The sequence below is a fragment of the Actinomadura coerulea genome (assembly GCF_014208105.1).
Taxonomy (GTDB): Bacteria; Actinomycetota; Actinomycetes; order Streptosporangiales; family Streptosporangiaceae; genus Spirillospora; species Spirillospora coerulea.
Map to the genome: position 1 here is coordinate 2,436,139 of NZ_JACHMQ010000001.1, position 19,855 is coordinate 2,455,993.

Annotated in this window: 14 protein-coding genes and 3 rRNA genes; 4 read left to right on the top strand and 13 right to left on the bottom strand. The window is 69.2% G+C overall.

Features of this window, described 5'->3' with window-relative positions:
- Position 1: 1 nt before the first annotated feature.
- Complete coding sequence (locus BKA00_RS11290) at positions 2–1,168, bottom strand: alkaline phosphatase PhoX (protein ID WP_185024856.1); 1,167 nt, start codon at positions 1,166–1,168, stop codon at positions 2–4.
- A gap of 105 nt (positions 1,169–1,273) precedes the next feature.
- Positions 1,274–2,170, bottom strand: coding sequence for a tetratricopeptide repeat protein (locus BKA00_RS11295; RefSeq protein ID WP_230299154.1), 897 nt, complete (start codon positions 2,168–2,170; stop codon positions 1,274–1,276).
- On the opposite strand from BKA00_RS11295, the gene BKA00_RS11300 reads away from it, so the two are divergent.
- Positions 2,153–3,073, top strand: a complete 921-nt coding sequence (locus tag BKA00_RS11300) for a hypothetical protein (RefSeq protein WP_185035379.1) — start codon at positions 2,153–2,155, stop codon at positions 3,071–3,073. The genes BKA00_RS11295 and BKA00_RS11300 overlap by 18 nt on opposite strands.
- Before the next feature lie 481 nt (positions 3,074–3,554).
- Here BKA00_RS11300 and rrf read toward each other — a convergent pair.
- The 3 genes from rrf to BKA00_RS11315 form a co-directional block, all read right to left on the bottom strand.
- Positions 3,555–3,671, bottom strand: a 5S ribosomal RNA gene (gene rrf, locus BKA00_RS11305).
- 165 nt (positions 3,672–3,836) lie between these two features.
- A 23S ribosomal RNA gene (locus BKA00_RS11310) occupies positions 3,837–6,948 on the bottom strand.
- A 448-nt stretch (positions 6,949–7,396) separates the two neighbouring features.
- Positions 7,397–8,916 (bottom strand): 16S ribosomal RNA (locus BKA00_RS11315).
- Together the 16S, 23S and 5S rRNA genes form the textbook arrangement of a ribosomal RNA operon.
- 656 nt (positions 8,917–9,572) lie before the next feature.
- On the opposite strand from BKA00_RS11315, the gene BKA00_RS11320 reads away from it, so the two are divergent.
- The 3 genes from BKA00_RS11320 (at position 9,573) to BKA00_RS11330 (ending at position 11,018) form a co-directional block, all read left to right on the top strand.
- Positions 9,573–9,863 carry a CD225/dispanin family protein gene (locus tag BKA00_RS11320; protein WP_185024857.1) on the top strand — a complete coding sequence of 97 codons (291 nt, stop codon included), beginning with the start codon at positions 9,573–9,575 and terminating at the stop codon, positions 9,861–9,863.
- A gap of 3 nt (positions 9,864–9,866) precedes the next feature.
- Positions 9,867–10,340 carry a DUF2752 domain-containing protein gene (locus tag BKA00_RS11325; RefSeq protein WP_230299308.1) on the top strand — a complete coding sequence of 158 codons (474 nt, stop codon included), beginning with the start codon at positions 9,867–9,869 and terminating at the stop codon, positions 10,338–10,340.
- Between the two features lie 201 nt (positions 10,341–10,541).
- Positions 10,542–11,018, top strand: coding sequence for a GNAT family N-acetyltransferase (locus tag BKA00_RS11330; RefSeq protein WP_185024858.1), 477 nt, complete (start codon positions 10,542–10,544; stop codon positions 11,016–11,018).
- A gap of 568 nt (positions 11,019–11,586) precedes the next feature.
- Here the strand turns inward: BKA00_RS11330 and BKA00_RS11335 are convergent.
- The 8 genes from BKA00_RS11335 to BKA00_RS11370 form a co-directional block, all read right to left on the bottom strand.
- Positions 11,587–12,396: a crotonase/enoyl-CoA hydratase family protein gene (locus BKA00_RS11335; RefSeq protein WP_185024859.1), complete on the bottom strand. Its 810-nt coding sequence runs from the start codon at positions 12,394–12,396 to the stop codon at positions 11,587–11,589.
- A 77-nt stretch (positions 12,397–12,473) separates the two neighbouring features.
- A complete protein-coding gene (locus BKA00_RS11340; RefSeq protein WP_185024860.1) occupies positions 12,474–12,965 on the bottom strand; it encodes a metallophosphoesterase family protein in 492 nt (163 codons plus the stop codon).
- Between the two features lie 413 nt (positions 12,966–13,378).
- On the bottom strand, positions 13,379–14,086 hold the full coding sequence (locus BKA00_RS11345; RefSeq protein ID WP_185024861.1) for a hypothetical protein: 708 nt from the start codon (positions 14,084–14,086) through the stop codon (positions 13,379–13,381).
- Positions 14,087–14,321: 235 nt separating this feature from the next.
- On the bottom strand, positions 14,322–15,128 hold the full coding sequence (locus BKA00_RS11350; protein WP_185024862.1) for a hypothetical protein: 807 nt from the start codon (positions 15,126–15,128) through the stop codon (positions 14,322–14,324).
- A gap of 36 nt (positions 15,129–15,164) precedes the next feature.
- Entirely contained in the window at positions 15,165–16,223 is a 1,059-nt protein-coding gene (locus BKA00_RS11355; RefSeq protein ID WP_185024863.1) for a 2-hydroxyacid dehydrogenase, read from the bottom strand.
- Entirely contained in the window at positions 16,224–16,832 is a 609-nt protein-coding gene (locus BKA00_RS11360) for a histidine phosphatase family protein (RefSeq protein ID WP_185024864.1), read from the bottom strand.
- Complete coding sequence (locus tag BKA00_RS11365; protein ID WP_230299307.1) at positions 16,829–18,304, bottom strand: FGGY-family carbohydrate kinase; 1,476 nt, start codon at positions 18,302–18,304, stop codon at positions 16,829–16,831. The genes BKA00_RS11360 and BKA00_RS11365 overlap by 4 nt, the downstream gene beginning before the upstream one ends.
- A complete protein-coding gene (locus tag BKA00_RS11370) occupies positions 18,301–19,812 on the bottom strand; it encodes an FGGY-family carbohydrate kinase (RefSeq protein ID WP_185024865.1) in 1,512 nt (503 codons plus the stop codon). Before BKA00_RS11370 ends, BKA00_RS11365 begins: the two co-directional genes overlap by 4 nt.
- Positions 19,813–19,855 lie beyond the last annotated feature (43 nt).

Here is a 19,855-nt window from a genome sequence, read left to right on the forward strand (position 1 = left end):
TTCAGCGGCGGAACGGGCCGGTCACCTCGAAGGTATAGCCGTCCGTCCCCGCGATGAACCCGCTCTTGCCGCGCTGGGACGAGAAGTACAGGCGCGACCCGTCCGGGCTGAACGCCGTCCCAGTGATCTCCGACTCGTCGTGGCCCAGCACGCGCAGGAACGGCGTCACGATCCCCTGGGCGGTGATGAGGTTGATCTCCATGTTGTCGCCGTCCTCGGCGACGTAGAGGTCGCCGGTCGCCGCGGCGGTCACCGCGTCGACCCCGTGCAGGGGCGCCTCGCCGCTGGTGACGAGGTCGTCGTCGTAGGTGATGTCCAGCCGCGCGGCGGCCGCGTCGTACGCCCAGACGCGGTTGTCGCCCTTGGTGGTGAAGTAGCAGACGCCGCGCGTGTAGTAGCAGCCCTCACCGCCGTGGAAGCGCATGGCGCCGTCCACCTGGTCCCGGGTGGGCGTGAGCCACACCTGCGGGTTCGGTACCTTCGCCCACTGGACGGGGCCCGTACCGGAGCCGACCAGCACTTCGAGCGTCCCGGAAGACAGGTCACCCCAGGTCTGCGGCCGGAACCGGTAGAAGCACCCGTCCGACTGGTCCTCGGTGAGGTAGACGACCTTGCGCTCGGGGTCGGAGGCCGCCGCCTCGTGCTTGAACCGGCCCAGCGCCGGGCGGGACACGGCCCCCTTCTGCCCGCGCGGGTCCGTCTCGTGGACGAGGCCGAGGTCGTGCTCCTCGCACGACAGCCACGTCCCCCACGGCGTCGCGCCTCCGGAGCAGTTCAGCGAGGTGCCGTTGAGGATCCGGTACGCCGACGTGACCTTCCCGGCGGCGTCGAACCGCATCGCCGACACCCCGCCGACGGCGGGCACCTCCGAGTTGCTGACGTAGATCCAGCCGTCCCCGTCGCGGAAGCACGCACCCCCGTCGGGGGCCGGATGCCACGTGTACCTCGTCCCCTCGACGCGCTGGAGCGAGCGCGCCACGACGCGGCTGGTGAACCCCTGCGGCAGCTGCACCCCGTTGGCGTCCGCGGCCAGCGGCGGCCCGTACGGGCTCGGGCCGGGCTGCGCGGGCCCCGATGCGAAGGCCCGCTGCCACAGGGCTCCCGAGAAGGCGGTCGTCCCGCCCGCGACGGCGGCGGCGCGCAGGAACGTGCGTCGGTCGAGGGGCATGGCAACTCCAAAGAGTCGGTCTCCGCCGGACGCATCCGGCGGCCCCCCGAACGGCACGGTCCCGTGAATATCCGGGAAACCTACCCGCCAGTCAAGTAGCGGAGGTCAGTCCGCCTGCGGCCGCTCCTCGCCGGTCTGCTTCGGCTCCAGGAACACCGCCGGGGCCTGGTGCGCGCCCTCGTCCGGCGAGTCCAGCACCTCGGGCTCGGCGGGCCTGAACGCGATGTCGGTCGCCGACGCCTCGACGGGCTCCGGCTCCTCGGCGGGCTCCGGCTCCTCGGCGGGCTCCGGCTCCTCGGCGGCTTCGGGCTCCTCGACGGGCTCCGGCGCCTCGACCTCGGCGGACTCCTCCACCGGCGCTTCGATGGGCTCCTTCACCTGGACCTCGCCGGCCTCCTCCTCGTCCTCTTCCGTGTCGAGGATCTGGAGGCCTTCGAGCTCGGCGTACCGTTCGGCCGCGTCGGTGTCCCCGTCGCGGTCGGCGGCGGAGGCCCGCGCGAACCAGTCGGACGCCTCGTCCTCGCGTCCGGCCTCGACCAGTGCGTCCGCGTACGCGTAGAACAGCCGCACCGACCACGGCCGGAGCCGCCGGTCGCGCAGCTCCGGGATCTGCAGGGTGACCACGGCCGCGTCGTTCTGGCCCATGTCGCGCCGCACGCCGGACTCCACGATGCGCAGTTCGACGCGCTCCGCCGGGTCGAGCTTCTCCGCCTCCGGCGACTTGATCAGGTCGAGGGCGCGTTCGGGCCGCCCGAGACCGCGCTCGCAGTCGGCCATGACGGCCAGGTAGGACGAGTCGCCGCCGCCCAGCCGGCGCGCGGCCCGCAGTTCGGCGATCGCCTCCGCCCACTCCCCCGCGTGGTAGGCCGCGATTCCGGCGGCCTCCCGCACGATGCCGACGCGGGACGCGAGCCGCCGCGCCGCCTTCGCGTGCCGGTAGGCCTGCTCGGGCTCGTCCTCGGCGAGGCGGCCCGCCATCACCAGGTGCCGGGCGACCTTCACCGCCAGGTCCTTCGGCAGCGTGCGCAGCTCCTCGCGCGCCTCGACGTCCAGCTCGTCGCCGGTGACGTCCTCGGGCAGCAGCGGATCGTCATGCTTCGGCGCCGGACGCTCACGCTCCTCGTACCGCGCCGACCGGTCCCCGCGATCGCGAGGCGGCCCGTAGGAGCGTTCGCCGTCCTGAGGGCGTCTCGGCCCACCACGGCCCTTGAACGGCCTGTCGCGCTCCCCTGGACGTCCTTCGCGCTTGCCTTCGAACCGCCGCCCGGCCTGGCCACGCTCATCGCGCTCATCACGGCGCCCCTTGAAGGGGCGATCCTGCGGACGCCCCTGGGAGCGACGCTCACCCTGGCCGCCACGTCCCTGGAACCCCCCAGGCCGCCCTTCCCGGCGCGGCCCGCCGCCCCCCTGCCCCGCACGAGGCGCACGGTTCTCGAAGGGACGGCCTTCACGACGCTCGCCGCCCCCACCAGAGAAGCGATCGTCCCTACGCTCACCACGCGGACCGGAGAAACGGTTATCGCGACGCTCGCCACCCTGACCCGAGGACCGGTTGTCCCGGCGCTCGCCACCCTGACCGGAGGAACGGTCGTCCCTACGCTCGCCACCCTGACCCGAGAACCGGTTATCGCGACGCTCGCCACCCTGGCCGGAGAAACGGCCTTCTTTACGCTCGCCACGCGGGCCAGAGAACCGGTTGTCCCGGCGCTCGCCGCTCTCCCCCGAGAAACGGCCCTCTTTACGCTCGCCGCGCTGGCCGGAGAAGCGGTCGTCCCTACGCTCGCCACGCGGACCCGAGAAGCGGTTGTCGCGACGCTCGCCACCCTGACCGGAGGAGCAATCGTCCCTACGCTCACCACGCGGACCAGAAAAACGGCCTTCCTTGCGCTCACCGCGCGGCCCTGAGAAGCGGCCGTCCTTCCGCTCGCCGCCCTGGCCGCCGAAACGACCTTCCGAGCGACCTCCGCGGGATTCGGGACGCCGATCGTCGCGGTTGTCGTCGGAGCGCTTGAAGGGACGGCCGGGCTTGCGGTCATCGCGCTTACCCCGCGTGTCCCGCTCCTGCCTGTCTCCCGGACGACCGCGTCCGCCCTGGGGGCCGCCGGCGCGGAACCCCCCGCCGCGGGGGCCGGCGCTCTTGCGGGCCCCAGGGCCTCCCTGGCCGCCACGGGGATCGCCCCCACGGCGGGCCGGTGTATCACGCCGCCCGTTGCCGCCCCGCCGCTCGCGGCTGTCGTCGCTGCGGCCGTCCTCTTCCGCGCTCATCACGTCCGTCACTGTTCTTGATGGTTCGGTGGAGTCTTCAGCCTACTTCGGCCGGGCCCATGACATGCGTCGAGGGCCGCCCCGAAAAAAAAAATTCCAGGGCGACCCTCGACCAATTCAAGTCCGGCGGTGTCCTACTCTCCCACACGGTCTCCCATGCAGTACCATCGGCGCTGAAGGGCTTAACTTCCGGGTTCGGGATGGGACCGGGTGTTTCCCCCTCGCCAAAACCACCGAACGTCTCAACGCACCACCCCCACAAACACCAGGAGGGTGTGCAAATCCACGTCCGAACCATTCGGCTCAGAATTCACTTATCAAAACAGCGGTCACCCAGTTGTTTCCTGGGAACCACACAGGGACGCGAACATCGTCTCGCAGCGACTCACTCTGAACGTTCAGTGTGTTCAAGCCACTCGGCCTATTAGTACCGGTCGACTCCACACGTTACCGCGCTTCCATCTCCGGCCTATCAACCCGGTCGTCTACCGGGGGCCTTACACCCACAAAGGGGTGGGAGAACTCATCTCGAGGAAGGCTTCCCGCTTAGATGCTTTCAGCGGTTATCCCGACCGAACGTAGCCAACCAGCCGTGCCCCTGGCGGGACAACTGGCACACCAGAGGTTCGTCCGTCCCGGTCCTCTCGTACTAGGGACAGACCCTCACAATTCTCCTACGCGCACAGCGGATAGGGACCGAACTGTCTCGCGACGTTCTAAACCCAGCTCGCGTGCCGCTTTAATGGGCGAACAGCCCAACCCTTGGGACCTACTCCAGCCCCAGGATGCGACGAGCCGACATCGAGGTGCCAAACCATCCCGTCGATATGGACTCTTGGGGAAGATCAGCCTGTTATCCCCGGGGTACCTTTTAGCCGTTGAGCGACACCACTTCCACACGTAGGTGCCGGATCACTAGGCCCTGCTTTCGCACCTGCTCGACACGTCCGTCTCACAGTCAAGCTCCCTTGTGCCCTTGCACTCGCCACCTGATTGCCAACCAGGCTGAGGGAACCTTTGGGCGCCTCCGTTACATTTTGGGAGGCAACCGCCCCAGTTAAACTACCCACCAGGCACTGTCCCCCACCCGGATACACGGGTGCGGGTTAGACGCTCAAAACGACCAGAGTGGTATTTCACCAACGACTCCACCCAGACTGGCGTCTGAGCTTCACAGTCTCCCACCTATCCTACACAAGACGCTCCAAGCGCCAATGCCAAGCTATAGTGAAGGTCCCGGGGTCTTTCCGTCCTGCTGCGCGAAACGAGCATCTTTACTCGTACTGCAATTTCGCCGGGCCTGTGGTTGAGACAGCGGGGAAGTCGTTACGCCATTCGTGCAGGTCGGAACTTACCCGACAAGGAATTTCGCTACCTTAGGATGGTTATAGTTACCACCGCCGTTTACCGGCGCTTAGATTCTCAGCTTCGAAGGAACAAGTCCCCCTAACCGGTCCTCTTAACGTTCCGGCACCGGGCAGGCGTCAGTCCGTATACAGCGTCTTACGACTTCGCACGGACCTGTGTTTTTAGTAAACAGTCGCTTCCCCCTGGCCTCTGCGACCCCACCCAGCTCAGGCAGCAAGTGCCATCACCGAGCGAGGTCCCCCTTCTCCCAAAGTTACGGGGGCAATTTGCCGAGTTCCTTAACCACAGTTCACCCGATCGCCTTGGTATTCTCTACCTGACCACCTGAGTCGGTTTGGGGTACGGGCCGCCGGTACACTCGCTAGAGGCTTTTCTCGGCAGCATGGGATCACTCACTTCACCTAAAACGGCTCGGCATCAGCTCTCAGGATACGCGAGAGACGGATTTACCTGTCTCTCTCCCTACAGCCTTACCCCGGGACAACCATCGCCCGGGCTGAGCTACCCTCCTGCGTCACCCCATCACTCACCTACTACCCCCTCGGGTCCCACGCTCCCCATCCAACAGGCCCGAAGGCCTCAAGAATGGTTCGGGTGGTTAGCATCAGAGGATTCAGCGTTGGCGCATACCAGCGGGTACGGGAATATCAACCCGTTGTCCATCGACTACGCCTGTCGGCCTCGCCTTAGGTCCCGACTTACCCTGGGCGGATTAGCCTGCCCCAGGAACCCTTGGTCATCCGGCGCACACGTTTCTCACGTGTGATTCGCTACTCATGCCTGCATTCTCACTCCCGCACCCTCCACCCCTGGGTCACCCCGAGGCTTCACCGGATACAGGACGCTCCCCTACCCATCAACACTTACGTGTCAATGCCACGGCTTCGGCGGTGTGCTTGAGCCCCGCTACATTGTCGGCGCGGAATCACTTGACCAGTGAGCTATTACGCACTCTTTCAAGGGTGGCTGCTTCTAAGCCAACCTCCTGGTTGTCACAGCAACTCCACATCCTTTCCCACTTAGCACACGCTTAGGGGCCTTAGCCGATGATCTGGGCTGTTTCCCTCTCGACTACGAAGCTTATCCCCCGCAGTCTCACTGCCGCGCTCTCACTTACCGGCATTCGGAGTTTGGCTGACGTCAGTAACCTGGTAGGGCCCATCAGCCATCCAGTAGCTCTACCTCCGGCAAGAAACACGCGACGCTGCACCTAAATGCATTTCGGGGAGAACCAGCTATCACGGAGTTTGATTGGCCTTTCACCCCTAACCACAGGTCATCCCCCAGGTTTTCAACCCTGGTGGGTTCGGGCCTCCACACCGTCTTACCGGCGCTTCACCCTGCCCATGGCTAGATCACTCCGCTTCGGGTCTACAGCATGCGACTAAAAACGCCCTATTCAGACTCGCTTTCGCTACGGCTACCCGCCACCGGTTAACCTCGCCACACACCATAACTCGCAGGCTCATTCTTCAAAAGGCACGCCATCACCAACAGAAACCCCGAAAGGTAACTGAGGAGGCTCTGACGGCTTGTAGGCACACGGTTTCAGGTACTATTTCACGACCCCTCACCGGGGCACTTTTCACCTTTCCCTCACGGTACTGGTCCGCTATCGGTCATCAGGAAGTATTCAGCCTTACCACGTGGTCGTGGCAGATTCACACGGGATTTCACGGGCCCCGTGCTACTCGGGAACACACCCAGAAGCCACTGAAATTTCGTCTACCGGACTCTCACCGTCTACGGTCGGCCATCCCAAGCCATTCGACTATCCCAGCGGTTTATAACTCCTCGCCGTCTCGGCAGAGACGACCGGGTGATCCCACAACCCCGCACACGCAACGCCTGCCGGCTATCACACGCGCACGGTTTAGGCTCCTCCGCTTTCGCTCACCACTACTCACGGAATCACTATTGTTTTCTCTTCCTGCGGGTACTGAGATGTTTCACTTCCCCGCGTTCCCACCAACCTGCCTATACATTCAGCAGGCGGCGACACCCCATGACGGGTGCCAGGTTTCCCCATTCGGAAATCCCCGGATCAAAGTCTGGTTGCCGACTCCCCGAGGCATATCGCAGGCTCCCACGTCCTTCATCGGCTCCTGATGCCAAGGCATCCACCGTATGCCCTTAAAAACTTGAACACACAAAACGATCAGAACAAATCGCAGATAAACAACAAGACCAACCCGAAGACACCCTCCCGAAGAAGGGTCCCTTCAAAGCGGCTCTCATCGTTCACCAGAGATGCTCGCGTCCACTGTGCAGTTCTCAAAAAACAACCGGGCCCACCAAAACCCCACCACCTTCCGGTGATGCGGTCCTGGTCCCGCAGTCCGAGGTCACCCGGGCTCGCGCCCGTTCCCTCAGGACTCAACAGCGTGTTCAGCCTCCCAACCGCCCGGAGCTCACCTTTCCCACTCCCCGAGGTCACCCTCGAAGCGGTACTAGCTGAGCCGCACGGCCAGCAGACTGAGTAGCCAGTGCTCCACATCTATGAGCAGCCACCTGACAGACATTCGCTGTCAACGGCAGCCACCGACCTGAGCCTTCCCCGAGAGGAAGCAGCTCCGGCCAGTTGGTGCTCCTTAGAAAGGAGGTGATCCAGCCGCACCTTCCGGTACGGCTACCTTGTTACGACTTCGTCCCAATCGCCGGCCCCACCTTCGACCGCTCCCCCCACACAAGGTGGTTGGGCCACGGGCTTCGGGTGTTGCCGACTTTCGTGACGTGACGGGCGGTGTGTACAAGGCCCGGGAACGTATTCACCGCAGCGTTGCTGATCTGCGATTACTAGCGACTCCGACTTCACGAAGTCGAGTTGCAGACTTCGATCCGAACTGAGACCGGCTTTAAGGGATTCGCTCCACCTCACGGTATCGCAGCCCTCTGTACCGGCCATTGTAGCATGTTTGCAGCCCAAGACATAAGGGGCATGATGACTTGACGTCATCCCCACCTTCCTCCGAGTTGACCCCGGCGGTCTCCCATGAGTCCCCACCCGAAGTGCTGGCAACATGGAACGAGGGTTGCGCTCGTTGCGGGACTTAACCCAACATCTCACGACACGAGCTGACGACAGCCATGCACCACCTGTCACCGGCCCAAAAGGACCCACCATCTCTGATGGTTTTCCGGCGATGTCAAGCCTTGGTAAGGTTCTTCGCGTTGCGTCGAATTAAGCAACATGCTCCGCCGCTTGTGCGGGCCCCCGTCAATTCCTTTGAGTTTTAGCCTTGCGGCCGTACTCCCCAGGCGGGGCGCTTAATGCGTTAGCTGCGGCGCGGAATCCGTGGAAGGACCCCACACCTAGCGCCCAACGTTTACGGCGTGGACTACCAGGGTATCTAATCCTGTTCGCTCCCCACGCTTTCGCTCCTCAGCGTCAGTACAGGCCCAGAGAACCGCCTTCGCCACCGGTGTTCCTCCCGATATCTGCGCATTTCACCGCTACACCGGGAATTCCATTCTCCCCTACCTGCCTCTAGTCTGCCCGTATCCACCGCAGACCCACGGTTAAGCCGTGGGCTTTCACGACAGACGCGACAAACCGCCTACGAGCTCTTTACGCCCAATAATTCCGGACAACGCTTGCGCCCTACGTATTACCGCGGCTGCTGGCACGTAGTTAGCCGGCGCTTCTTCTGCAGGTACCGTCACGTTAGCTTCGTCCCTGCTGAAAGAGGTTTACAACCCGAAGGCCGTCATCCCTCACGCGGCGTCGCTGCGTCAGGCTTCCGCCCATTGCGCAATATTCCCCACTGCTGCCTCCCGTAGGAGTCTGGGCCGTGTCTCAGTCCCAGTGTGACCGGTCGCCCTCTCAGGCCGGTTACCCGTCGTCGCCTTGGTAGGCCATCACCCCACCAACAAGCTGATAGGCCGCGAGCCCATCCCCAACCGAAAAACTTTCCACCACACGATCATGCGACCAGTGGTCATATCCGGTATTAGACCCAGTTTCCCGGGCTTATCCCAGAGTCAGGGGCAGGTTGCTCACGTGTTACTCACCCGTTCGCCGCTCGAGTACCCCCGAAGGGGCCTTTCCGCTCGACTTGCATGTGTTAAGCACGCCGCCAGCGTTCGTCCTGAGCCAGGATCAAACTCTCCATCAAGGTCCAACGACCAACCAGGGGGCGAACCCCAGCCGGCCAAACCTCAGGAAACAATCCCGGCATCACCATCCCCAACGGGATGGCATTGCCTCAAAGAAATCCCCACCACCCCACAAAGTGGAGCGGCACGGGGCGACCCGGCCAAAACATGGCCGAGCCGATAAAGGCACTGGCTTTTAACACGCTGTTGAGTTCTCAAGAAACGGACACCCACCGCGCCGGACCCGCTTTCGCGTTTCCCGCCCCGGGGCGACTTGTCTTACTTTATCAGATCCGCTCGGACTGTCAATTCCGGGCTTTTCCGATCTGCCATTCCGGTTCCGCTTGCGCGGTTCCTTCCCGGCAGTGGTGCTATTTCATCAGATCCGGTCCGATTGTCAAATCGAACCTTTTCCGATCACCACGGCACGGCCGACACGACTGAGCCGTGTCGGCTGGTTCGGTGGTGGTTTCCCCGTGCTTCGGCCGGCCGCCATGCGGGCGTCCTGCATCCGTGAGGGGACGAGGAGATAACTTACGCGGCCGGAGCTCCGGAGTCAAACCGGCGCCCCGGCGAGATGCTCTCCCACCAGGTTGCGACGGATTGGGGGAACCCGGTGTGGCCTGTCACCATCTATCTAAGTAGATCACCCAGCCCAAGCAGGAGAGGTGCCCCCATGGCCTACCCACCCGCCCCGCCGCCGCCCCCGAGCTCCGGCGCCGGATCTCCGCCGCCGAACCACCTCCCGTGGGCGATCGCGACCACGATCCTGTGCTGCCTGCCCGCGGGCGTCGTGTCCATCGTCTATGCCGCCCAGGTCAACTCCAAGTGGTCGGCAGGCGACCAGGCCGGTGCGATCAAGTCCTCCAACAACGCCAAGACCTGGGCGATCGTGTCCGCGGTCCTCGGCGTGATCGTCGGTGCCATCTACTTCTTCGTCGCCATGGCCGGGAACAGCGGCAGCTGACCGATGACGAACGAGTCCCAGCCCGTCCCGCTCTCGCGGGGCGGGCTGGTTCCCGAAACGCCGGACGAGGCTCGGCAGCCCCTCGCCGTCCGGCTGCTGAGGCCCGGTGGGGTACTGGTCCTCAGCGTCGCGGCCGTCTTGTACGTCGCCGCGGTCGACCCCAATGAGGCAGGGCACTATCCGACATGCCCGTTCCTCGCGCTCACCGGGTTCCAGTGCCCGGGTTGCGGATCGATGCGCACCGTCCACGCGCTCGCCCACGGTCATCTCCGGGAGGCGTTCGGCCTGAACGTGCTGACCGTCGTGATGCTCCCGGTCCTGGCGTTCTTCTGGCTCCGCTGGGCGAGAGCCCGCGCCCTGGATCGTCCGGTGAGGACGAAGGTGGCACACCCCGCGCTGATCTGGGCACTGTTCGGCGCCATCCTCCTCTTCTGGCTGATCAGAAACCTCCCGGTCGGATCGGCCCTCGCCGCCTGACCACCAGCGGCCAAGGACCGGTCGCTCCCGTCCCCGCGACCAGGACAGGCACCGCCCCGCGCCCGCTGACAGTTAGGTCAAGGGTCGCCCAGCATCAGCCGCGAGCCCGACGCGGCCACTCGCCCATGTGAGGCGGGTGGAGCGTGCTGGGCCGAAATCCGCTCGCCCGGGTCCTCGTTCGGAGTTCAGACTCTGTACGTGATGGAAGTAGCTCTGAGTCCCCTGGACGAGCCCGCACTGGCGCGGCTGCTCGACGCGGCCGTGGCCGGCGCGGATCCCCTGGAGGTCATGCCTCCGGTCATCGGCGCGCCCGGCTGGACGCCTGAGCGCCGGACGGCGTTCGTGGAGTTCCACCGTGCGAGATGCCTGAACCCTGCGACGGCGGTGGAGCGCACGTGGGTGGTCGATGTGGACGGCGAAGCGGTCGGGGCGGCGCGCTTGCAGCCCCGCGGGGACGCCGTGGAGGCGGGCATCTGGTTGAGCCGCGCTTCTCGGGGCCGCGGGATCGGCTCACGAGTCACGGCGTTGCTGCTGGCTGAGGCCCGGTCGACCGGAGCGGCAAGGTTCCTCGCCTCGACGACGACCGGCAACCACGGCGCCCGCGCGTTGCTGGCGAGCGCGGGCGCCGTGCTCACCACTGAAGGGGACGAGGTGACCGCCGAGCTTGCGCTCGGCTGAAGCCGATCTCCTGTCGGCCCCTAAGCATGCGTCCACTCCCGACCGCGAAGAGGACTCAAGAGACTTCCGCCAGAGGCGGGACCGCACCTCGGCGATCGCCATTCGACTCGGACGCGCCACGTTGGTGCGCTCGTTCGGGTCGGCGAGACGGCGACGGCGACGGCGACCGGAGATGGACGCGTCCCGTATGCGGCGGTGTCCGCTGCTGCACGATGTCCTGTCCCGGCTGGCACACGAACCTCACGGCCCCACGGAGGAACTACCGTCGCCCAGCGGTGGTGGTGTGGCTTGGCTGGCGGGCCGCGTTCACGGTCACGTGCGCCTGGGCGGCTGACGTGATCATCGAAGCGGCGTCGGCGGGTTGCTCGGGCATCACGAACGGCGGCAGCGCGGCGCCGCCAGAGATACGAAAAGAATCCGCCTTCACAGTGTGAGCGCATTCTTTTGAAAGATGAGAGGTTGTCCGCCCGGCGGCGTCCGGCGGTGCTCCTGTACGGGGCGGTCAACGCGTTGATGGGGCGTCCGGCTGTGGCCCGGCTGCCCGGTTCACCAAGCGTCGACGGGCCGGTCAGGCCGGGTCGGTGAAGGCGGGCGGGCGCTTGTCGAAGTAGGCGCGGACGGCCTCCACCTGGTTGGGGCTTCCTCGCAGGGCGCCGAGCGCGCGGGACTCCTCCAGGAACTGGCCGGCCAGATCGGTGTCGGCGGCGCGGTTGAGCAGGCGCTTGGCTCCGCGGACGGCGTCGGGACTGTTGGCGGCGATCTCGCGGGCGAGCTCCGCGGCGGCGGCGTGCGGGTCGTCGGCGGTTCGGGTGGCCAGGCCGATGCGGACGGCGTCCGCGCCGGAGATCATGCGGCCGGTGAAGGTGAGCTCCTTCGCGACGTCCTCCCCGACGAGGCGGATCAGTGCGGCGGTGCCGGTCATATCGGGCACCAGGCCCCAGCGGATCTCCAGGACCGACAGGCGCGCGTCCGGGGCGACGATCCGGATGTCGGCACCGAGCGCGATCTGCAGTCCGCCGCCGAGGGCGTGCCCGTGGACGGCGGCGATGACGGGCTGCGGCAGCTCCCGCCACACGTGCACGGCCTGCTGTCCGAGGTTGGTGATGCGTCCCGGCTCGCGCGCGGTGATGTCGCCGGCGCGCCGCCCGGCGCCGTCGCCGGCCATGGCGGCGAAGTTCGCGAAGTCCAGGCCGGCGCAGAACGCGCGGCCCTCCCCCGACAGGATCACGGCCCGGACCGAGCCGTCCGCGGCGAGGGCGTCCCCGGTGCGGGCGAGCGCCTCGAACGTGGCCAGGTCGAGGGCGTTCAGCTTGTCGGGACGGTTGAGCCGCACGTCGGCGACCCCTTCGCGGACGTGCACGGTGACGCGGTCGGTCATGGCGGAGTCCCTCTCGTCCTCGCGGTCGTCTCCGGGGGGACGATTCCATGCGGCGCCCGGCAGGTCGAGGGCGAGGGTCAGGTCACGGGGACGATCCGCGCCGTGGTGAGCCGGCCGTCGTCGATGTCCAGGAGGCCGAGGGTGCCGTGCGGCTGGCGGCGCCGGTCGGTCGGCGACCCGGGGTTGAAGATGCGGACGCCGTCGCCGGTCTCGTCCAGGGGGATGTGGGAGTGCCCGAACACGACGAGATCGGCGCCGGGAAACCAGCGCCGCATCCGGGCGGTGCGGCCCTTGGCCTGTCCGCTGTCGTGGACCATCGCGACGGCGAGGCCGTCCAGGTCGAGTTCGAGGCGTTCGGGCGCGCCCCACTCGGCCACGTCCGGCCCGTCGTTGTTGCCGAGGACGGCGTGGACGGGCGCGTACTCGGCCAGCTCGTCCAGGACGGACGCGACGCAGACGTCGCCGGCGTGCAGAATCACGTCGGCGTCCCGCAGGTGCTCGGCCACCCGCGGCGGGCACGACTTCCAGCGCCGGGGCGCGTGGGTGTCGGAGATGGCCACCGCTCTCATGAGGCCCATTCTTCCCCAGGGGACACAACGGGCAGGATGCGGATCGGCAGCACGGCGGCCGCTCGGACGTGAGCGCGCCCCGAGCCGGACGTGGGAGTGCTGGGCCGGCGACGCGGCCGCCCCTGCGGGGCGCCGCCGGCGGGAAAAGGGCGGGTGATTTTGCCACAGCGAGCCTCGGACACGCGTGGGAAACAACTGTAAGCACGCAGTCATTACTGCGGGCCGAACTGCGGAGTTACGCTCGAGTTCCTCGCGATCGTCCAGAAGGATTCGGCCGTACGCCCCCGGTCGTTCTTCCCGACACGGCGACCCAGCACCGCGAGGGCGCAGTGAGGGCGGCCGGGCCCGAGGAGGATGATCACTCCCTTGCACCGGCCCCGGACCCGGCCGCCTCTCCGCACGCTCCGCCCGGGCTAGGAGGTCAGGTAGAGCTTGCGGTCGAAGACCCCGGAGCCCGGCGTGCTCTCACCGCGGGCGATGGCGGAGCCGCTGCCGGTGCCGTTGGACGGGCAGAGGCCGCTGCTTCCCGACTGCCGCACGAGCGTGATGTTCTCGGACCTGCCCTGCGCGTCGTCCCGGTCCGGCAGCGGACGGTTCGGGTTGTCGCGGTTGTAGACGTCGAAGCGCAGGCCGTCGGTGCCTCCCGTCCGGAATCCGTAGTAGCAGGTCACGGTGAACCCGAGGATCTTGCCCTCCATCTTGAAGCGGAGGCCTCCGTTGATGGACAGGACGCCGTCCCTGCCGCCGGAGACCGGGTCGTAGGCGACGCTGCCGCTCTTGTCGGGCATCTCGCCGAGGTCGAGGTCGGTGGGCGGGGAGCTGAGGCCGTTGGAGGTCCGGCACGCGCCGATCGACGCGGCGGTCAGCTCGCCCGGGCCGGTGGACTGGACGGTGCCGCGCAGTTCGGCGCCGTCGCAGGAGCCGGTCACCTTCGCGCCCAGGTAGTCGACGGAGAACGTGAGCGCCCCGACGGTGGCGACCTGCCAGTTGCCGGAGTAGGGCGCTCCGGTGGCGGTCTCCTGGCGGATCGTGGTGGTGGCGGCGGACGCTGCGGGGGCCGTCAGGGCCAGCGCGGCGGAGGCGGCCGCCAGGGGTGCGGCCAGCCTGATGGGAGCCTTCACGGGGGTTTCCTCCTCGGGGAAAGGGATTTGATTTTTTCTACCCGAGTGGCCGTGAAAAGCAAGGCCCTTCCAGCCGGAGATCCACAGTCTAGAGAATTCCGCTAAACGAGTGCGGCGGAACACTAAGACGACCGTGATATCAACCGCCGAGTCAAGCATCTTGTGCGCAAAAAAATGGGATGGCGCGCGGCCGGGACGGGAGGTATGGACGGAACCCGGCCGCGCGCCTGGCCTGTCAGCGGAACACGGGCTTCATCGCATAGACGCGGTTCGGCTTGTTGTAGCCGAAGAAGACGCGGGTGCCGCGGCCGGCGGGCGCGACCGCCAGCCCCTCGCTCTCACCGGTCAGCGGGATGTGGATCGCCTCCAGGATCCTTCCCGCTCGGTCCAGCACGGTGATGGCGTTGTTGGTGTAGTAGAGGACCTTGTCGCCGGCCATCTCCAGGCCCTGCGGGACGCCCTGGTAGCCGAGGTCGAAGGTCGAGCGGACGGTGCCGTCGAGGTCGGTGAACGCGAACACGAACGGGCCCTGGTCGCCCGGTCCGGCGTGCACGAGCAGGCCGTCGCGCCTGTTGTCGACCGCGACCAGGCCGGAGTTGCCGAGGGAGCCGAAGTCGATGGTGCGCACGACCTCCGGCTCCCCGCTCCAGTCCACAACGTTGATCTTGGTCGGGTTCGTGCCGCCGCCGGTGGCGACGTAGAGGAGCCCGTCGCGGTCGCGGACGCTGATCTCGGCGGCGTGCCCGACGGCGAGCGGCGCGCTCTCCTTGAGGGTGTTGCCGTCGCGGTCGTACTCGCGGATGACGCCGCGGCCGCCGCCCACGTCGAAGCCGACGTAGAAGCGGCCGCGGCGGTAGGCCAGGCCCTGCATGTTGTCGGTGTGGGGGACGTTGAACAGCGGGTCGAACGTGAAGGAGCGTCCGGCGGCCGCGGCGGGGCGGGCGCCGGCCAGGGCGGCGGCTCCGGCGAGCGTGGCGGCGCCCGCGAAGCCGAGGACTCTGCGGCGGGTGGGAGCGGTCTCGCCGAGTCCGGGTCCGTGCATCGTGCCTCCTCGTGGTGGGGGTGGTGGGGAGGGAGGTCAGGGGCGGGCCGGGCGGGCGGCCTCCAGCACCTCGGGGTTCGCGCAGTGCAGGAGGGCCTCGCCGCGCAGGTGGCGGCCGACGTCGGCGGCGAGGATGCGGGCCGCGTTGGCGGCCGTCTGCTTGCTGGCCCCGGCCAGGTGGGGCGTGACGATGATGTTCGGGGTGGTCAGCAGCCGCGACCCGGCGGGGATCGGCTCCTCGGGGAAGACGTCGAACGCGGCGGCGAACAGGTGCCCGGACTCGGCGGCGTCGCAGACGGCCTCGTAGTCCAGCAGCGACCCGCGCGCGCAGTTGACGATGATGGAGCCGGGCGGCATCGCGGCGATCTGCGCGGCGCCGATCATCCCCGTGGTCTGCGGCGTCGCGCGGGCGTGCAGGGAGACGATCTGCGCGCGCGCCAGCAGCTCGTCGAGCGGGACGAGTTCGGCGATGCCGGACAGGTCGCCGAGGTCGTCCAGGTACGGGTCGTGGACGAGGACGCGGGCGCCGAGCGCGGCCAGGGCCCGGGCGACGCGGCGGCCGACGGCGCCGCAGCCGACGAGCCCGGCCGTGCTGCCGTGGATCTCGATGCCGACGTCGTCGTAGCGGTAGTAGTCGCCGCGCCACTGCCCCGCCATCAGGTCGACGTGCGTCTGCGGGATGCGCCGCACCGCCGCGAGGATCAGACCGAGGGTGTGCTCGGCGGTGGCGCCGGCGTTGCGGCCCGGCGCGAAGCAGACGGCCACGCCGTGCTCGGTCGCCGCCTCCAGGTTGGCGTTGACGGGCCCGCCGCGACTGATCCCGAACAGCCGCAGGTCCGGCGAGGCCTCCAGGATCCGCCGGGTCAGCGGGGCCATCTGGGTGACGCAGACCTCGGCGCCGCGCAGCGCCTCGATGAGCTGCTCCTCGGTCCCCGACGCCTCGTCCACCTCCGCGACGCGCCCGAACGGCTCCACCGGCCACGGCAGGGTGACCTCCGAGAACGCCAGGTCGCCCGGCGCCTCGGCGCGCAGGGCGTCGATGAGCAGCTCGTTGCGGACGAAAAGGTCACCGGCCGCGAGCACGCGGGTTGTCATTCATCGCTCCAGTGGGGTGTTGAACTCCAGGAGGGCGGCCTCGCCGTCCCGGAGCCGGATCTCGGTCAGTGCGCAGTTGCCGAGCGACGGGAACCGCCGCCGGTAGTCCTTGAGCGGCATCCCCAGCAGCCGGCACAGCGCGAGCCGGATCGCCGTGGAGTGCCCGACGACCAGGACGCGGCCGCCCTCGTGCAGGCGGGCGATGTCGTCCAGGCAGGCGGTGAAGCGGCGGGCGGCGGCGGCCGGGTCCTCCCCGCCGGGGAGGTGCGCGGCGACGGGGTCGGCCAGGAAGGCGCGCAGCTCCTCGGGGAACTTGCGTTCCATCTCCGCGCGGGTGAGCCCCTCGCCGTGCCCGAAGTCCAGTTCCCGGAGCCGCTCGTCGACGTGGAGCCGCGCGCCGATCGCCGCGGCGGACGGCGCCGCGGTCAGCCGGGACCGCGACAGGTCCGAGCACCACACCGCGTCGGGCCGGGCCGTGCCCGCCCACGCGGCCAGGGCGCGGGCCTGGTCCAGGCCGCGCGGCGTCAGCGCGACGTCGCTGATCCCCGCGTAGCGGTTGTCGGCGTGCCATTCGGTCTCCCCGTGCCGGACGAGGATGAGGCGCGTCATCGTGATGTCCTCTCGCGTGCGTGCGCGGCGGTCTCGGCGGGCAGCCATCCGCGCCGTTCCAGCTCACCGACCAGGCGCAGGTAGGGCGCGTCGAACACGCCGGTCTTCTCCGAACGCGGGTCGACCACCGCCCTGACGGCGACCATCCGCCCGGCGGTCTCGGCGATGTCGCGTCCCGGCGCGGCGGCGAGGACGGCGGAGCCGAGCGCGGGCTCGGCCTGCCGGGGCAGCACGACGGGGCGGCCGAGGATGTCGGCGCGCAGCTGGCACCAGTACCGGCTGCGCGCGGCCCCGCCCGTCAGCGTCAGGTCGCCGCCGGTGGGCGCGCCGAGCAGGTCGAGGTGGTCGAAGCAGAGCCGCTCCAGGTAGCCGACGCCCTGCAGGACGGCGGCGAAGTCGTCGGCCTCGTCGCCCGTCCCGTCCAGCCGGAACCCGCGGGCGTCCGGGGCGAGGAACGGGAACCGCTCCCCCGCCGGGACGAGCGGGTAGGCGAGCGCCGCCGCCGGTTCGTGCCGGGCGGCGCGCCGGTCCAGGTCGGCCAGGTCGCGGCCGGGGAAGTCGCGGGAGATCGCGCCGGCGCCGGTGCTGGACGCGCCGCCGGGCAGCCACCGCCCGTCCGGGGCCTTGTGGGAGTAGACGACGCCGAACGGGTCCTGGAGGAGGTCGTCGCTGACGCCCTTGAGGACGAGGGTCGTGCCGAGGACGGAGTTCCACGACCCGACGGTGAGGCGCCCGGTCCCGAGCTGCGCGGCGCACCCGTCGGTGGCGCCCGCGACGACCGGGGTCCCTTCGGGGAGGCCGGTCGCCTCGGCGGCCGCCGCGCAGACCGTCCCGAGCGGGGTTCCGGACCGCTCCAAGGGCGGGAGCAGGCCGGCGGGGACGCCCAGCGCGTCGAGGACGTCCGCGGGCCAGTCCTCGGCGACGAGGTCCGCCCCGGTCTTCAGCGCGTTGCTGAGGTCCGCGGCCACCGGGTGCCCGGTCAGCCGCCGGTTGACGAAGTCGGCCTGGTGGGCGAGGCGGGCGCCCTCGTGCGGGTGGTGCTCCAGGAGCCACAGCAGCTTCGGCAGCGCCCAGGCGGGCTGCATGCGCTGGTAGCCGAGGCTGCGCCACACCTCGCCGCCGGCCTCGTTGACGCGCTGGACGTGGCCGGCCGCGCGGGTGTCGTCGTACATGAGCGCCGGGGTCAGCGGCCGCCCGGCGTCGTCGGTGAGCAGGATCGTCCCGGACGTGGCGTCGACCGCGACGGCCTGCACCGCCGGCGCCGGGACGTCGCGCAGCGCCTCACGGCAGGCGGCGCCGACCGCCGTCCACCAGTCCTCGGGGTCCTGCTCGTGCCGGGGGCCGTCCCGCCGCCCGGTCAGCGCCCGGCTCCCGGCGCCGGCCACGTCGCCCGACGCGGTGACGGCGAGCGCGCGCACGCTCTGCGTCCCGAGGTCGACCCCGATCCACACGGCCTCGTTCTGTCCGGTCACCGGGCGCCGCCGTCCAGGCCGGTGCGGGCGCGGGCGGCCGCGAGCGCCGGCCAGGCGGGCGCCGTGGCGGAGCGGATCGTCAAGAAGTCCTCATATGCCTGGGCGTAGTGGGCGGCGCGGTCCGGGTCGGGCGCGTGGGTGTCGCCGGGACGGACGTGGGCGTCGGCGGCCTCGCGGGCGCCGGCGGCCCGCCCGGTGGCCAGCAGGCCGGTGATGAACGCGCCGCGCGCCCCGGCCTCGCTGTCGGCGGACCGGACGACCGGGACGCCCGTGACGTCGGCCAGCATGCCCAGCCACACGGGGCTGGCCGAGCCGCCGCCGCTGACCCGCAGCTCGGTGGGGCGGGTCTCGGCCGCCGTCAGGCAGTCGCGCACGACCAGGCTCAGCCCTTCCAGGACGGCGCGGGCGATGTGCTCGCGCTCGTGGTGGACGGTGAGGCCGTGGAACGCGCCGCGCGCCCGGGAGTCCAGGAACGGCGCGCGTTCGCCGGCGGGCGACAGGTACGGCAGGAAGACCAGCCCGTCGGCGCCCGGCGCCGCCGAGGCGGCCAGCTCGGCGAGCGCCGCGGGCGCGGCGAGGCCGAGCACGCGGCACGCCCAGTCGACGACCTGGCCGCCTGCGAGGGTCGGGAAGGCCCGCAGGTAGCGGCCCGGCAGGCCCATCGCGACCGTGAGGCCGGACGGGTCGCCGCCCAGCCGCGGGCCGTCCACGACCGTCTCCGTGCACAGCGTCGTCCCGAGGATCGTGCAGGCCTGGCCGGTGTCGACCGCGCCGACGCCGATCGCGGTGGACGCGATGTCGTAGGGGGCGAGGACGACCGGCAGCCCCTCCGGCAGCCCCAGCTCGTCCGCCGCGGCCCGGGTCAGGGGCGCGGCGCGCCGGGCGTCGCCGCGCACGTCGGGCAGGAGCCGCCGCGCCCACTCCATGTCGTAGGCGCGGAGCAGGTCGTCGGAATAGCGCAGCGCGGCGATGTCCAGGAACGGCGCGGACGCGTCCGAGCCGTCCACCGCGATCTGCCCGGTGAGGCGGGAGAAGATCCAGCCGCCGCAGGTCAGGGACGCCGCCGACCGGGCGAGCCGGTCGGGGTCGTGCTCGCGCAGCCAGGTGAGGATCGCGTTCGGCAGGCCCGCGAAGTGCAGCGACCCGTTGACGCGGAACGCCCGCTCCAGCACGCCGGAGGCCGCCCAGCGCTCGACGGCCGGGGCGGCGCGGCCGTCGTTCCACAGGATCGCCGGGCCGGTGGGGGCGCCGTCGCCGTCCACCAGCCAGCAGCCGTCGCCCTGCGCGGTGAGCGCCAGGAAGTCGGCGCCGCCGCCGATCTTCCCGAGCACCTCCCGGACGGCGTCGGCGACGGCCCGCCACACCGCGGCCATGTCCTGCTCGGCGTGCCCCGGCGCGGGCCGGGCGACCTCGGTGGGCCGCCGGGCGACGGCCAGTTCGGCGCCGTCCCCGGCGTACCCCACCGCCTTGATCATCGTGGTGCCCGCGTCGACGCAGACGACCGTCATCGGCTCCCCCGTCCGTTGCGTAGTGGTCCCATCCAACCCGTGC